Genomic DNA, 14,029 nt, shown 5'->3' on the forward strand with positions numbered 1-14,029 from the left:
TCATGGAACCTGAGCTATTGAGATTTGTATCCATCCCGTATACCGTCCTCTTTTTGTGAAATCTCTTACGTTCACACCTATCCACAATTTCAATGAATGGTTGCCTATTCCACGTGTCAACTGATAGCCGTTCATTCCAATTGGCCAGTTTTTGTTGGCAGCTTTCCAAACGGCGGCGTGAAGTGGCTGATTGGGAATGTAATTTGAATTTCCATCGTATTTTTGGTAATAAGTTGGAATGGTAAGCGAGCCATTTCTCAAATCTCCGCTTGTTGAAAAAGTCATTATTATGGGGGTGTTGCTCGCAATTGTGGTGATCTTTATATTCCCCATCATCCATTCGCCGGGAACATCCACGTGTGCCGTGATTCTGGTGTACTCTATGTAAACGTACACAAGTGGCGTTGCAACTGTAGAAGGCAAATCCGGCGATGAATGTTGAGTGGTTAAAGGCTTAGATGAGTTTGTTTTTTGAGAAAGTGGAATCCACAAATTGTCTTGAAGGTTAAATACACTTGTTCCGCTTGCAAGAGCGGAGATAGAAACGAAAATCAGAATCGCTGCGGATATACATAAAATCTTTTTCACATCCTCCATCTCCCCTCGTTTTAGATGTTTGGCACGATGTACGTGTCAAAGATGACGGGTCCAACGAATATTTTGTCGTTTGTTTTATCAAAGCCAATCCACAGGTAAAATTCATGTGAGCCAGCTTTTACGTTTATCTGATCGATATTCACGTTTTTGTCCATCTCTTTCCATTCTTTAGAATTCTTTCTGATTCCTTTTTTGTCTACCTGTGCTATGTAATAACCCTTCACATTTCCTTCAAAGGAGTAGGAGACGTTTAAATCGTTTGTCGAGTTGAAGAGCAAATACATGTTATCTATTGTCCACTTTCCAAAGACGTGAGAATAAACCATGGGTTTCAACACCAATTTGGTTTTAGTCCGTGATATGTTTACATTCAGTTTGAAGTTAACTCTTTTTCCATCTTGCAATAAGAAAGATATGGGTATAAATCCGTTCACGTTCCCGTTAGCATCGCGCGTTGTGAAATTGCCGGATGCTGTTGCGCTCGCTTGTTGCGATAAAACCGCTTCCCACTTTTCGTTTTGTTTGTTCCACTTGTATATCACTATTTGTGTTGCCAACGTGAGCGTTGCCAAAGTCAGTAAGATCAATAGGAATATCATTTCTTTTTTCATAATCCCCCACATCCTTTACGGGTCTTCAAACCCTTTCGCTTTTTGTTAGCGCAATTCGTTCCATAAGTGAGAACGTTTCAAACACCCGAAAATGGGACTTAAATGGGCAAAAGCCTTCCAGTAAAGGAAGAAACGTTCTCAGTGTGGAAAACATTTTCTTTTTTGGAAGAGCATTTCCAAAAAGTATAAAAATATGTTAAAATTGTGTTAGAAATTGGAGGTGCTTTTATGAAAGCCTTTTTTGTGGGAGATCCTTTAACGAATATTGGAGAGACGCTTGAATACGATGTGAACTTCATAGATGAATTAGAAGTTTTTCAGGACGATACCGCTTTTCTTTCGTATGTTTCAAGCTACGCCGATAAGCGCATTTTGATATTCATAGGAAAAGAATTCTTTGGAAAAGCAAGAAAGATAAGGGATTTTATGGTTTCACATGGAATAATGGCAAGGATATTCGTAAACGAGCCAGAAGCGCATTTGAAATTGAAAGATAACCTCATCTTCGTTTTCGATTTTGAAAATGAAGGACTGAAAAAGTTCTTAAAAGATGTGGAAAAGAACACATCGATGCTCGCGGGAATGAGTAATTTCATTAGAAAGCTTAGAGAAGATTTGATCTTCTTTTCGTTTAGCGATTCCAACATCTTCTTATCGGGCGAAACTGGCACGGGAAAATCCACAGTTGCCCAAATAATGCATAAAATTTCTCACAGAAGGGAAAACAGATTTTTAGAACTTAACTGCGCAAATGTTCCAGAAGATTTACTTGAAAGCGAGCTTTTTGGCCACGTCAAAGGCGCTTACACCGGTGCGTATTCTGCAAAAGAAGGCTTGCTTGAAGCGACGGATGAGGGAGCTCTTTTGCTAGATGAAATAGGAGAAATGCCAAAGCACATTCAATCCAAACTTCTAACCGTTATGGACAGCGGAAAGTTCTTGCCAGTTGGTTCTAACAAAGAAGTTCACGTAGACGTGAGAATTTACGCTGCTACGAATCAAGATCCTCAAAAACGATTGAGATCAGATCTGTATCATAGGCTATCCGAATTGAAAATAGATCTCATCCCTCTTCGCGATAGAAGAGATGATATTCCCTTTCTGGTCGATAATTTTTTAAACGATTTTGGTTACACCATAAGGTTTAACGATTTTCCAGAAGAAGTTAAGCGCGCTTTCCTTGGCCACGAATACAGGGGAAACGTGCGTGAATTGAGAAATATAGTTACGCGTTTTGTCGAATTTTCTGAATCTCCAGAAACGAAAGAGGAGATCAGATACAACCCAAATGCCTTTGCGAAGACCGAACTCACCGAAAGATTCGTTGAATCTATGACGGATCTATATATGGCTCAAAATGAGCCGCTAAAAGACATGATGGAAAGACTTCACGCGCGCCTCGAGAGTGAGATAATAAAGAGGGTTTTAAAAGCGTGTTCATGGGACAAAGAAGAAGCCGCCAAAAAGCTTTCCGTGAGCCGAAGAACGATAGACAACATGATAAAAAGATACCACTTAGACAGGAGAGAAAAGTTCAAAAAGTGAGTGTTTTACCACGATTAAAAGGTTCTTCCAAAATATGATTTCGTGTTAAAATCCGACTGGAAAAAATCAAGATGAATGGAGGAATAATATGAATTTTTACGTAAAGTTCGTGGAAAACTATCCAATATTTTCCGCGGTAATTCAATTTGCCATTCTCGGAACGATAGGTGAGGCAATCTCCAGAAAAATAGCGCATCAGAATGTTTTTGGCTTCTTCGTGGCGTTGAAAAAAGCGGTTGTATGGTCCCTCCTGGCAATCATGATAAAGTACGCTTTTGTTGGTTTTTTCGGCTTTACGCACGCTTTAGTGGCAAGCCATTTGCTTCCGAGCGTGGTCGATACGAATGTTTTTGCGAGGGCTTTTGCCGTTTCTTCGTTTACCAATCTTATCTTTGGCCCAATAATGATCTATTCCCACAGATTTCTGGACAACCTTCTCATGCGAAAGCACAATTATTCAAACATGAAGGGCGCCATCTGGACGCTAGTTTGGTTCTGGATTCCCGCCCATACGGTTACCTTTTCTTTGCCTGTTAATTACCAGATAGGGCTTGCCGCGTTGTGGTCGGTGGCGCTGGGAATAATCCTTGGATATTTCGAATCGAAGAAGGCTGTTAAAAGTTGAAGATCCATTTTGTTGGAATTGGCGGAATGGGGTTAAGCGCTTTGGCGCTTTACATGAAAAAATTGGGTTATGATGTCTCCGGAAGCGATCTTTCAAGATCTAAAGCATTTGATGATCTGATTGAAAACGAAATCTCAGCTTACGTAGGCCACGGAGAGCTGAAAGATGTGGATGTAGTGGTGAGATCTTCCGCCGTCAAGGAAGATGATTATGAAGTTTCTCAAGCCTTGAAAAAGGGAATAAAAGTTATGGAAAGGATGGAATTCTTTTCGCAATTTGTAAAACCACAAGTGGGCGTAACCGGAACAGACGGCAAGAGCTCAACAACCTGCATGATAGCCTGGATAGCGTTGAAAAATGACTTTGATCCCACGCTGTTGTGTGGTGCTTTTTCAAAAGGATTTGATAATTCAAATTTCAGATTTGGAAAAGGTCCAATTATAGCTGAGGTGGACGAATCTGATCCGAAGATGAAAAACGTTATATCCCAAATAGCGGTGCTTACGAACTTGCGCTACGATCATCTCGAAAGATACGGAAATGATCCCACTTCACAGCTTGACTCAATAAAAAGCTTTTTACTCCATTCAACACAAATGGTCATGCCTTCTAACTTTGTGGAAATAGTGGCGACTGGTAAAATTCTAAAATTCGGAAAAGAAGATGGGGATTTGCGCTATGAGATCGTTGAATCTAATTTTTTCAAGCAGAAGTTCAAAGTGAAATACAACGAAAAGGAATTTCTAGGCGAGCTTCCAATTCCGGGAAAGTACCAGGTGGAAAATGCCATCGCCGCCGTTGGAGCGGCTTTGCTTATGGGAATACCCATAGAAGATTCCTTAAACGCTTTGAAAAGCTATCCCGGCGTTTCGCGGCGGTTGGAAATTGTAAGTTTACAACATCCGGTTGTTATAAGCGATTACGCTCACACACCTTCTGAAGTAGTATCAAGCGTGAATTCGGTTATCCCATTTTTTAAAAGCGTCACGGTCGTGTTTGAACCTCACCGTTATTCACGTCTTGAAAGGGAATACAAGAATTTTGCCAGAGCTTTGAAAAATTCAAAGAACGTTATAGTAACGGATATATTTGAAGCTTTTGAAAAAAAGGATGACGTCAACGTTGAAATGCTGATAAATGAGCTTAATAAACAAAATGTTAACGTGAAATATTGGTCAAAAAACGACGATGTGGGAAAAATAGCGGATTTTTTTAATTCAGATTTGTACCTCTTCATGGGCGCCGGCGATGTAGATTCGATAGCCCGAGAATTTGCAAGAAAGGTGATGAAAAAATGATAGACACTCACATGCACATTACAATGGAAGAGTTCGATAACGATAGAGAAAGAATTGTGCGAGAATTTGAAAAAATTGGAATGAAATGTGCAATAGAAGTAGGATACGATGTTGAATCGAGCGAGAGGACATCTCTTTTTGCCCAAGAACATGAAAAAGTGTACGCGGCGGTTGGAGTACATCCACACGATGCCGAAAAAGCGAAAGATGATTGGCTTGAAAAGATATCCGCTTTGCTTCACCAACCAAAGGTTATCGCTTTAGGAGAAGTGGGATTGGATTATTACAGGGATCTTTCCCCAAGATCCGTTCAAAAGGAAGTTTTCAAAGAACAACTGAATTTGGCTCAGGCGTTGAATATTCCTCTTATCTTTCACGTGAGAGACGCTTACGAAGATATGAGGAAAATCGTAATGGATTACGATGTAAGAGGAGTTATCCACAGTTTTAACGGTAGCGAAGAAGACGCGAAAGAGTTCATAAAAATGGGATTTTACATAGGAGTGGGAGGCATAGCGACGTACAAAAAAAATGTCGCTTTGAGAGAAATAATTTCTCATCTGCCCCTTGAGCGAATATTAACAGAAACAGATTGCCCCTACCTTTCTCCGCAGCCCGTTAGAGGAAAGAGAAACGAACCAAAAAACGTTAGATTCACAATAGAAATGCTTTCACAATTGTTTAACAAGAGCTTCGCAGAAATAGAAAGCCAAACTGAAAAAAACGCTCAAAAGCTTTTTGGAATTTGTTCCTGAATTTAAGCGTTCAAATTCCTGTTTTCGAAGCTCTTTTCAAGGAATTCCTTGAAAATCGGGTGCGGCACCGAAACTTTTGAAGAGTATTCTGGATGAAATTGAACGCCAATATAGAATTTTTTGTTCGGCAATTCCACGGCTTCAACGAAATTTGACATGGCTGAAATGGTGAGTTTTTGCAAAGGCTCTTCCTCTTTCGTCCTGAATATGTTTCCAAAGTCCTTTAAGTTCACTTCGTAGCGGTGCCTGTGTCTTTCCAGGATTTTTTCGCTAGCGTAGATTTCGTGGAGCTTGCTCCATTTGAATACCTTTATTTCTTCCGCTCCAAGTCTCATGGTTCCGCCGAGCTTTAGTATTTCCTTTTGTTTTTCCATGAGATCCACAACCGGATACGGCGTTTGGGAATTGAATTCGGTTGAATTGGCTCCTTTTAGATTCGCGACATTTCTAGCGTACTCTATTACCATGAGTTGCATGCCAAGGCACAGACCAAGGAGAGGCTTGTCATTTTCGCGCGCGTACTTTATCGCCCGTATCATGCCTTCTATCCCTCTGTTTCCAAAGCCACCGGGAATTATGAAGCCAGCGTATTTTTTTAGTTTCTCTCTTAATTCTTTTTCTGAAATGTTTTCCAGAGTTTCGGAATCCACCAGTTCCGGTTTTTTGTAACCGCATAGCGCAACGCTTTCCAAAACGGATTTGTAAGCGTCGTCCGTCGCCAAATACTTTCCCACCATCGCTATTCTGGCGTCTTTGGATGAATTGGGATATTTCCAGTCAAAATCCTTTCTAGCTTTCACGTTCAATTTTTCCATTATGAGTTTGTCCATACCCAACATGTGTATTTTTTGTGGTATGGAATACACATTTGGTGCGTCTTCAAGTCCAAACACCGCCCCTTCGTTAACCCCTCCAAAGAGCGCCACCTTTTTCACGGTTTGTTCTGAAAAGCTCTTCTCTCCGCGCAAAACGATTACATCTGGAGATATGCCGGCCCTTCTCAGAATTTGAATTGATTGCTGGGTTGGTTTGGTCTTGAATTCGTTGGTAACCCTTAAATAGGAAATGTAAGTAACGTGAACGAAAACGAAATTCTCGTTTCTTCCGTTTTCCATTGAAAATTCCCTTATCGCTTCCAAAAATATTTCCGATTCTATGTCACCAACTGTTCCGCCTATTTCAATTATGGCAACATCGCCTTTCAAATTTGAAATTCTTTCCTTTATCTCTGCCGTCACGTGTGGAATCATTTGAACCGTGGCTCCTAAGTACTCGCCCTTTCTTTCCTTTTCAATAACATTGGAATAGATCTGTCCGGCGGTTACGTTGTTCCAACGAGTCATATTTTTGCCAAGAAATCTCTCGTAATGGCCCAAATCCAAATCGGCTTCGTAACCGTCTTCGGTTACGAACACTTCTCCATGCTGGTTTGGATTCATCGTTCCAGCGTCCACATTTAGGTAAGGGTCTATCTTTAAAACGTCTACCTTTAACCCTTGATTTTGTAAGCACGCGCCTATAGATGCCGCCGTTATGCCTTTGCCTATTCCACTTAAAACTCCACCTGTGATGGTAACGTACTTCATTCTTTTTCCTCCTCACCATCTAATTCAAATTTGAAAATATCATTTCTCAACATCGCAACCCTTTGCCAGTTGTTGTTCTCTGTTTCATCTAAGGCGTTAAAAACTGCGTTGAGCTTGGCATCTATTTCGTCCGCGAAGTGTACCACCATGGCTTCGGGAATTTTGGGCTCCACTGGAGAGCCGTATTCGAGTTGTCCATGATGGCTCGCTACGATGTGCGTCAAAACGCTTTCCAGATCTTCTGGAAAGTTTGGCACTCTGTCGATAAAACGTGCCAGCATTTTTATTCCAAGCACAACGTGATTTTCCAATTTTCCTTCATTCGTGTACTCAAAAATTGGCGCATCAGTGTAAGCTTTGACCTTGCCTATATCGTGTATAAGACATCCGGTTACCACAAGATCTCTGTTGAGCTTTGGGTAATTGGAAATTAAATTCAAAGCCACCTTTGTCATTGAAATGGTGTGAAAAAAAAGGCCGCCTCTTCCTACGTGGTGATTTTGAGAGGCGGCCGTGGCGGTGATAAAAGAGGCGTAAAATTCGGTGTCTTTTACGAATATCTCTTCGAGAAGCCTCTTTAAGTGTTCGTTTTTCACGCTTTTTATAAGGTACTTCAAACACGATTGCAAGTTATCAATTTCGAAGTGCGGAGTTAAAGCCTTTTCTATTTCCGGGACTTGATCGGCTGGCACTATTCTAATGGGTTTCAGAGAAAAGGAGCGGTAATTCGGGTTGTACTCGTAATGAGAAAAAAGCAAAGTGCCGGCCTCTACTTTTTTATCCCATATCTTGACACTCACACTCTTTTGCGCGTCACACACCACCGCTTGCGTAAAATCATTTCCGCCAGAAGTTTTTTTAAAAATGGAAGACGTTACAAGAAAGATACCGCTTGTGTTGTCAACGTAGTCTTCTCCCTTTCTTTCTTCCTCAGAAACTTTGGTGATATCACTTACCGTGGGATAAAGCTTTCCATTCACGTTTATCATTTTAACCACCTTTTACATGATGTAAAACCATCTTTTTCCCATTCTAAAGAGAAGGTGAGTGTTTTCTCTTGCGAATTCCATTTTCTCTTTTCCTTGATAGATGGCGTTAAAGCCATAAAAATTTTCATTGAGATATATTAGTCCAAATCTTTTCTTTTTTAAATCTGAAAAATGCAACTTTTCCTTTGCACGGAGTCTGCGTAACGTATTCACACCTTTTCCACCGAGAATTTCAAACGCTACAACTGGCGTTGAATCTGTAAGCAAAACAGACCAATTCGTTCCTTTGAGTATTTTAAAATCTTCGCAGTGTTCCATCTGTGAGTTGAGATAAGCCATGACGTGTTCAAAATCTTCCACGTTTTTTTCAGTGGCTGAAAGTAAGGATAAATTTTTAAAAAGGTACGAAATCGATTCAAAAATTATCGCGGAGCCTATCGTGTAAACTATTATTGCCACCAAGAGTTGAATTATCAGAGAACCTTTTTTCATTTTCTGAAGCGTTTTCATGAAATTTCTTCCCCTTCAGATATTCTTTCAACCTTAAGGGCACATCTTTTCCTTTTCTTTTCACGTTGTAAAGGGATGTTTCCAACGCGAATTCTTCGGATTTCTTTTCTATCAAGCGCTGTCTTTGACAAAGCCTATTTACTCCGTTTAAAACCAAAAGAAACATTAGTGCGGACAAAATCAGAAAAACGAGAGACTCCAACAACACGCTTCCCTTTTTCATTTCCAGAAGAAAAAGTAAACGCCAATCACGATCGCCAAAACTATGCCCACCACCAATATCATGGCTATTAAAACGTCTGAAAACTTGATTTTTTCCTTCTCTTTCAGCAGCTGATTGAGCTTTTCCTTTTCATCTGATGAAAAAGAAGAAGCCAAAGCTAAATCTTCGTCATCATCTTTTTCAGGTACGCCCACGCTTTCCCACATGATATTTACTCCACCATAAACTACAGATTTAAAGAGGACACCGTTGCACTCTATTTTTATCAGTATGAAGTCCTGTGAGCTGTTGGTGAATTCTTTGGAAATCATCGTTCCAACCAACGGTTTAATATTTTCCCCTTCTTCGTTGAAATTGTCTGGAAAAGCCGCCATGATCTTTTTTTTGTCCTCTTCATTTGAGAATTTTAAAACGGTAAAGTAAATTCTCGTTCCAATGTCAAATGAGGTAACCGGTCTACCACGTATTGGATCTACTATCGGGTAAGCTTCGGAAAGGTTACTTAAATCCGCCCTTTCCAGCATTGAAACCACGTCTTCAGGCGTGCTGTACTTCGAAAATTGCTTTGAAAGCTCCGAATAGTAAAGCTCTTCAATCGATATTTGAACGTTGAGATCGGACACCCATTCTTCAAAGAAATCTTTCACGAAATCTTTTACTATCATCTTTTCTCCCGCTTTGTGAGCGGATATGAGCTTCAAACCAAAAGAAGGCTCGCTTAGAAGTCTTCTATTCACGTATCTGTTCAAATTGCTGTTCATCGATTTGAATTCTGGAGCGCTTCTCGTGACTTTAACGATAGAATCTTCCAATTTTTTCTGGAAGATCTTAAAAGGATCGGACAGTTCAACATTCACAAAAGAGGAAAGCGATGTCGGATACTGTAAGATTTTGTACTTTATATCCCCTCTTCTTTTCACCATGAAATAACCCACGTAATCTTCTACGGTGGCTTTGCTCTGGGCCTTGAATTTTATAATCAGAAGATCCTTCAACGGCGACCATTCCTTTCACACATTTCAATAGAAAACAACTTGATTTTTTCCTTTCTTTTTTCCTTCTTCTATCAGCTTTTCTCCACTTTCCAACATTTGTGAAAGCTGTGAGCCATCGCTTGGGAAGTGTATGATAGAAACGGTGCAGGTAAGCTTTACAGACTTATTTCCTATTTCAAAAGCCCCTTTTGCGCATCCGTCGTTGATACGATTTGCAACCGTTATAGCGGCGTCTTTTGAAATTTGTGTCAATAAAATCAAGAATTCGTCAGTTCCAAGGCGTGAAACTATGTCCAGTGGTACGCGCACCATATTTTTTAAGAACTTTCCAATTTCTCTCATGAGAATATCATTTTCCTCTTGTGAAAGTTCCTTTGTTTTTTTCTCAAAATCGTCCATATCCACGAAAATCAAAGCGTAATCGATACTTTCTTGAAAAGCCTTTGAGTGAAAGAAATTCAAATAGTTAAGCATATGATCCCGCGAGTACAGCCTTGTAATGGGATCGATAACCTCTTTTGTTCCTATCTTGCCTATCACATTTTCAACGTTGTCAAACTCTTTCTTCACCAGCTCGTTGTATTGCGCTATGAGCTCTTCCATTTTTTGCGATTGGGATTCGTACCAATCCGCCCGCTTTCTCAAAATCTCAACCTCTCTTCTGAGCTGTTCATTCTCTTTGAGAAGATCGGATGAGGGTTGTTTTTCGTAAAGCTCTGGAAAGAATCTTCTTATCTCTCTTTCGGCGGACTGTGGAGAATCGGAAGCGTGAAGAGTGTTAGCTGGTTCCAACGTTGAAAAATCGCCCCTTATCGTGCCTGGTTCCGCTTCAACAGGATCTGTCGCGCCAGCGAGCTTTCTAACAACCTTTATGGCTTCTCTTCCCTCTATAACCATCGCGACTATTGGCCCGCTCGTCATGAAATTTACGAGCTTTTCGTAAAAAGGCTTTCCAACGTGTTCGGCGTAGTGTTCCTCCGCGAGTTTTCTTGACATCGTCAAAAGTTTCATGGCATCTATTTTCAAGCCTTTTCTTTCAAAACGAGTGATTATTTCTCCTATCAAACCTCTTTGAACTCCATCAGGCTTTATGAGAACGAGCGTTTTTTCCATTTTTTCTCCTCCCTTTTAAGTAATTTACCAAGCTCTCTTCGAAAAGCAAGGCAAACCCTCTATTCGCGAAGACCGGATCTTCACCAAATTTATCGACAATCTCTTCCGTACCCTTTAATTTAAGCAATTTTGAAAGGCTTCTGAATTTTTCCAAATACAAGATCATATCGTCTATTTCTTTCATTCTACCAACTTTTCCGTGACCGGGCACAATCCATTTTGGATTTTTTTCCTTTATCCTTTTCAAACTCAAAATCCATCTGTTCAAATTTGAATCCTCTTCTATCTCTGCGTGGTAGCCTGAAAACACAAGATCACCACAAAAACACACACCATCCGGCCACACGTACACCACACAAGAATCTGGTGTGTGCCCTCCCATTTTTACAACTTCTATTTTTTTATTTCCCATATCAAAAGATATCTTGTTTTTAAAAACAACAGATGGCGGAATCAGTTTGGCGTCTTTCAACTCTTTTTGAATTAACGGCTCAAGAGTTTTTTTAAAACTCTCCAGATCGAATTTTTCAAGAAAATCCTTTGTCGTTGCGCTTCCAACCACTGGCGCTTCTATAGCGCAATTTCCAAGGGTGTGATCCAGATGATAGTGCGTGTTTATAACGTACAAAAGAGGCTTTGACGTTATTGAAGAAACGAATTCCTCTATTCTCCGGGCTTTTGAAGGAAAAAACGTTGAATCAACCAAGATCACGCCCCTATCAGTTACAATTACGCCAGAATTGGCAGCTCCGTTGGAATTTTCAGTGACAAAAATCGAATCATTTATGGAAAACATGATCTCTAATACTCAAATGAGAAAGAACTCAACGGCGATGCGTTTCCATACACGTCTTTTATTCCCCTTGTTATGAGTTTATGATTACCTTTTGATAGCTTTTCGCTTAGCAAGATTATCATCTCGTTTCCTTCAACTTCAACGTCTTTTATCTTCGCGTTTGAAATGTTCACGTTCAGTCTTACCAAAATCGGCGCTAAGATTTCTTTGTCAAAAGAAACGACGATTTTCGTTGGAGAAACAACCCTCACACTTTCTACAGTAGGGGCTTTAAGGTAAACGGATGTATTTGTGGACTTTCCAGTGGCCAGCCAATAAACGCTGTTTACGGCCAACACTCCATCGTCTCCCGTGTGCCAGCCATCGTAAAGAGATTTCCACGGAGCCCCGCTTCCATCGTCAAATGGCGAACTGTCGCCTATGGCCACAAACCTTCCCTTTCCGTACGTTCCGTAAACGACGTAGGGCTGGTGCGTGTAAAGTTCGACGGCTGGATGGACATTTTTACCAAAAATATTCAAAGTAGATCCGGCCCATTCCCCAACATTCTTCACACCTAAAGTAATTGGAGTTTTAAAAACGTACTTTATTGGATATTGGCTACGCGTGTCTTGTGCAAAGTCAAAACCAAGCCTTTTCACAAAATCGTCGTAAATCGAGACGGCGTCCCATCCGTTGTGATTTCTATCCGCTCCTTCATGATCCGCGATAAAGAAAACGCCGCCTCCATCTTTGACAAATTCCACTATGGCGTTTTCTTCCTCCTGACTGAATGGAATGTTTGGCTCCGGAATCACCAAAACACTGTAACCTTTCAAAAGCGAAAGGCTTAACGGCTGGTAAGTTTCGTCCACTTTAAAGAATCTCTTCAAAGCGTTAGCGAAATCGGAATACGCTCCATTTACAGTCCAATCCGCGTTTCCAACGCTTTGGCCGTGTCCCCCATCGAATAGAACGCTCGCACCAAGGGTAAAAACGGCGAATAAAAAGACGATTAAAAAGACAGTTAGAATCTTTTTCATTTTTCACCCTCCAACACGTTTTCCTTCGATTTTTTTCTTTCAAAACTCGCGATTTGTCCGCTGTCTATTCGCAATACGGCGTTCGCGTACTTGACTATTTTCTCATCGTGAGTGACTATCACAAAGGTTTGATTATTTCTTTCATTCAATTCTTTCATAAAATCCATAACCATGAAAGACGTCTTGGTGTCAAGCGCGCCAGTTGGCTCGTCCGCCCATATTATCTTTGGGTTTCCCGCCAACGCGCGTGAAATCGCCACCCTTTGCCTTTCCCCTCCGCTTATCTGTGAAGGAAATTTGTCTATTACGTGTTCCAAGCCGTGAGCCCTTAAAACTTCTATTGCCCTTTCGTTCGCTTCTTTTTCAGGTACGCCGCGCGCGAGAAGTGGAAGAGCGACGTTTTCCTTGGCAGTCAACACGTCTATAAGGTTATAAGCCTGAAAAACAAAACCCATGTTTTCGGCTCTGAATTTGGTCTTTTCGTCATCTGACAGCTTTGCTATGTCAATTCCATTTATGAAAATAGAGCCGGAAGTTGGATCGTCAATGCCGGATAAACAGTTCAACAGCGTTGTCTTCCCGCTTCCAGATGGCCCTAAGATCATGAACATATCTCCGGCTTCAACTTCGAAGCTCATACCTTTAAGCGCTTCATATTCCAATTCTCCCGTTTTATAAACCTTTCTCAAATTCGTAACCTTTACAAGTGCCAACACGATCGCTCCCTCTGTTTTGTCTAAGATAATTCTACAACATTCAAGCTTAAAAACATAGAGAAGAAATTCAACAAATTGCACTTTTCTCCAGTAAAGCTTCAAAAATATGATTTCATGTAAGATTCGAAATCGTTTTGATCAACCCTCCTCTCCAACTTCGTTGGCCCTCTCCTCCCAGTTTTGTGAGGAGAGTCAAGAGAGCCGCTTTCCAAATTAAGAAGTCCGCCCCCATTTATGGGGGAAGTGGCGGCGAAGCCGGCGTAGGGGTCGAAAATGAAATGACGGCAAAGGCAACGAACCTTTTTCTATGAGATTGAATTTTCTAAGGTTCAAAACTATTTTGATCAACCCTCCCCGTCAACTAACGTTGCTCGCGGCTTCGCCTTGGTCGGAAAAGCGAAAGAGACATTGCAACTATGCAATTTCGCTCCCCTCCCACTCTGTGAGAGGGGACTAAAAAGAAGATGTCATGAAATTCACTTTGTCTTTAAATGGAAAATGTCAATGAAGTTTTATGTAAGCCTGCTCCTGCTTGCGAGGAAAGTAGCGGCGAAGCTATTTTTTATACAGTCTGCCCCCGTTTATGGGAGAAGTGGCCGCGAAGCTATTTTTTATGCAGTCTGCCCCCGTTTACGGGGGAAGTGGCAG

Annotated in this window: 14 protein-coding genes and 1 pseudogene; 4 read left to right on the top strand and 11 right to left on the bottom strand. The window is 41.0% G+C overall.

Translation table 11 applies throughout. The annotated features are described in order from the left end of the window. Together ACXJIN_RS07650 and ACXJIN_RS07655 are read right to left on the bottom strand one after the other, a co-directional pair. On the bottom strand, positions 1 to 588 hold the full coding sequence (locus tag ACXJIN_RS07650; protein ID WP_456400969.1) for a hypothetical protein: 588 nt from the start codon (positions 586 to 588) through the stop codon (positions 1 to 3). Positions 589 to 608: 20 nt separating this feature from the next. Next, positions 609 to 1,208 carry a hypothetical protein gene (locus tag ACXJIN_RS07655; protein WP_456400971.1) on the bottom strand — a complete coding sequence of 200 codons (600 nt, stop codon included), beginning with the start codon at positions 1,206 to 1,208 and terminating at the stop codon, positions 609 to 611. Positions 1,209 to 1,436: 228 nt separating this feature from the next. On the opposite strand from ACXJIN_RS07655, the gene ACXJIN_RS07660 reads away from it, so the two are divergent. The 4 genes from ACXJIN_RS07660 (at position 1,437) to ACXJIN_RS07675 (ending at position 5,431) form a co-directional block, all read left to right on the top strand. After that, positions 1,437 to 2,753: a sigma 54-interacting transcriptional regulator gene (locus tag ACXJIN_RS07660; RefSeq protein ID WP_456400973.1), complete on the top strand. Its 1,317-nt coding sequence runs from the start codon at positions 1,437 to 1,439 to the stop codon at positions 2,751 to 2,753. A gap of 88 nt (positions 2,754 to 2,841) precedes the next feature. After that, complete coding sequence (locus ACXJIN_RS07665) at positions 2,842 to 3,378, top strand: hypothetical protein (RefSeq protein WP_456400975.1); 537 nt, start codon at positions 2,842 to 2,844, stop codon at positions 3,376 to 3,378. Beyond that, entirely contained in the window at positions 3,375 to 4,676 is a 1,302-nt protein-coding gene (locus tag ACXJIN_RS07670) for a UDP-N-acetylmuramate--L-alanine ligase (RefSeq protein ID WP_456400977.1), read from the top strand. The genes ACXJIN_RS07665 and ACXJIN_RS07670 overlap by 4 nt, the downstream gene beginning before the upstream one ends. Beyond that, positions 4,673 to 5,431, top strand: a complete 759-nt coding sequence (locus ACXJIN_RS07675; protein WP_456400979.1) for a TatD family hydrolase — start codon at positions 4,673 to 4,675, stop codon at positions 5,429 to 5,431. Before ACXJIN_RS07670 ends, ACXJIN_RS07675 begins: the two co-directional genes overlap by 4 nt. 2 nt (positions 5,432 to 5,433) lie before the next feature. Here the strand turns inward: ACXJIN_RS07675 and pyrG are convergent, their stop codons facing one another. The 9 genes and pseudogenes from pyrG to ACXJIN_RS07720 form a co-directional block, all read right to left on the bottom strand. Continuing rightward, on the bottom strand, positions 5,434 to 7,017 hold the full coding sequence (gene pyrG, locus ACXJIN_RS07680) for a CTP synthase (protein ID WP_456400981.1): 1,584 nt from the start codon (positions 7,015 to 7,017) through the stop codon (positions 5,434 to 5,436). Further along, positions 7,014 to 8,006, bottom strand: coding sequence for a 3'-5' exoribonuclease YhaM family protein (locus tag ACXJIN_RS07685; RefSeq protein WP_456400983.1), 993 nt, complete (start codon positions 8,004 to 8,006; stop codon positions 7,014 to 7,016). Before ACXJIN_RS07685 ends, pyrG begins: the two co-directional genes overlap by 4 nt. Positions 8,007 to 8,018: 12 nt before the next feature. Further along, entirely contained in the window at positions 8,019 to 8,516 is a 498-nt protein-coding gene (locus ACXJIN_RS07690; protein ID WP_456400985.1) for a hypothetical protein, read from the bottom strand. 219 nt (positions 8,517 to 8,735) lie between these two features. Further along, the gene (locus tag ACXJIN_RS07695; RefSeq protein WP_456400987.1) at positions 8,736 to 9,734 is read right to left on the bottom strand and encodes a DUF4899 domain-containing protein; all 999 of its coding nucleotides are present in this window, start codon (positions 9,732 to 9,734) and stop codon (positions 8,736 to 8,738) included. Positions 9,735 to 9,758: 24 nt separating this feature from the next. Beyond that, entirely contained in the window at positions 9,759 to 10,337 is a 579-nt protein-coding gene (locus tag ACXJIN_RS07700; RefSeq protein WP_456400993.1) for a GGDEF domain-containing protein, read from the bottom strand. 57 nt (positions 10,338 to 10,394) lie between these two features. Further along, positions 10,395 to 10,847: pseudogene (gene ndk / locus ACXJIN_RS07705) on the bottom strand (nucleoside-diphosphate kinase); the annotation flags it as partial. Beyond that, entirely contained in the window at positions 10,816 to 11,643 is an 828-nt protein-coding gene (locus ACXJIN_RS07710; protein ID WP_456400989.1) for an MBL fold metallo-hydrolase, read from the bottom strand. The pseudogene ndk and the gene ACXJIN_RS07710, both read right to left, overlap by 32 nt. Before the next feature lie 5 nt (positions 11,644 to 11,648). Further along, positions 11,649 to 12,665 (bottom strand): hypothetical protein, encoded by a 1,017-nt coding sequence (locus ACXJIN_RS07715; RefSeq protein ID WP_456400991.1) that lies wholly within the window; start codon positions 12,663 to 12,665, stop codon positions 11,649 to 11,651. After that, complete coding sequence (locus tag ACXJIN_RS07720; protein ID WP_456400995.1) at positions 12,662 to 13,378, bottom strand: ABC transporter ATP-binding protein; 717 nt, start codon at positions 13,376 to 13,378, stop codon at positions 12,662 to 12,664. Before ACXJIN_RS07720 ends, ACXJIN_RS07715 begins: the two co-directional genes overlap by 4 nt. Between the last annotated feature and the right edge of the window lie 651 nt (positions 13,379 to 14,029).

This window comes from Mesoaciditoga sp., from assembly GCF_054006115.1.

Excerpts from the sequence above, each read along its gene's own strand:
- ACXJIN_RS07655 (WP_456400971.1), bottom strand. The coding sequence starts at position 1,208 with ATGAAAAAAGAAATGATATTCCTATTGATCTTACTGACTTTGGCAACG.
- ACXJIN_RS07660 (WP_456400973.1), top strand. The coding sequence starts at position 1,437 with ATGAAAGCCTTTTTTGTGGGAGATCCTTTAACGAATATTGGAGAGACG.
- ACXJIN_RS07665 (WP_456400975.1), top strand. The coding sequence starts at position 2,842 with ATGAATTTTTACGTAAAGTTCGTGGAAAACTATCCAATATTTTCCGCG.
- ACXJIN_RS07675 (WP_456400979.1), top strand. The coding sequence starts at position 4,673 with ATGATAGACACTCACATGCACATTACAATGGAAGAGTTCGATAACGAT.
- pyrG (WP_456400981.1), bottom strand. The coding sequence starts at position 7,017 with ATGAAGTACGTTACCATCACAGGTGGAGTTTTAAGTGGAATAGGCAAA.
- ACXJIN_RS07685 (WP_456400983.1), bottom strand. The coding sequence starts at position 8,006 with ATGATAAACGTGAATGGAAAGCTTTATCCCACGGTAAGTGATATCACC.
- ACXJIN_RS07690 (WP_456400985.1), bottom strand. The coding sequence starts at position 8,516 with ATGAAAACGCTTCAGAAAATGAAAAAAGGTTCTCTGATAATTCAACTC.
- ACXJIN_RS07700 (WP_456400993.1), bottom strand. The coding sequence starts at position 10,337 with ATGGAAGAGCTCATAGCGCAATACAACGAGCTGGTGAAGAAAGAGTTT.
- ACXJIN_RS07710 (WP_456400989.1), bottom strand. The coding sequence starts at position 11,643 with ATGTTTTCCATAAATGATTCGATTTTTGTCACTGAAAATTCCAACGGA.
- ACXJIN_RS07715 (WP_456400991.1), bottom strand. The coding sequence starts at position 12,665 with ATGAAAAAGATTCTAACTGTCTTTTTAATCGTCTTTTTATTCGCCGTT.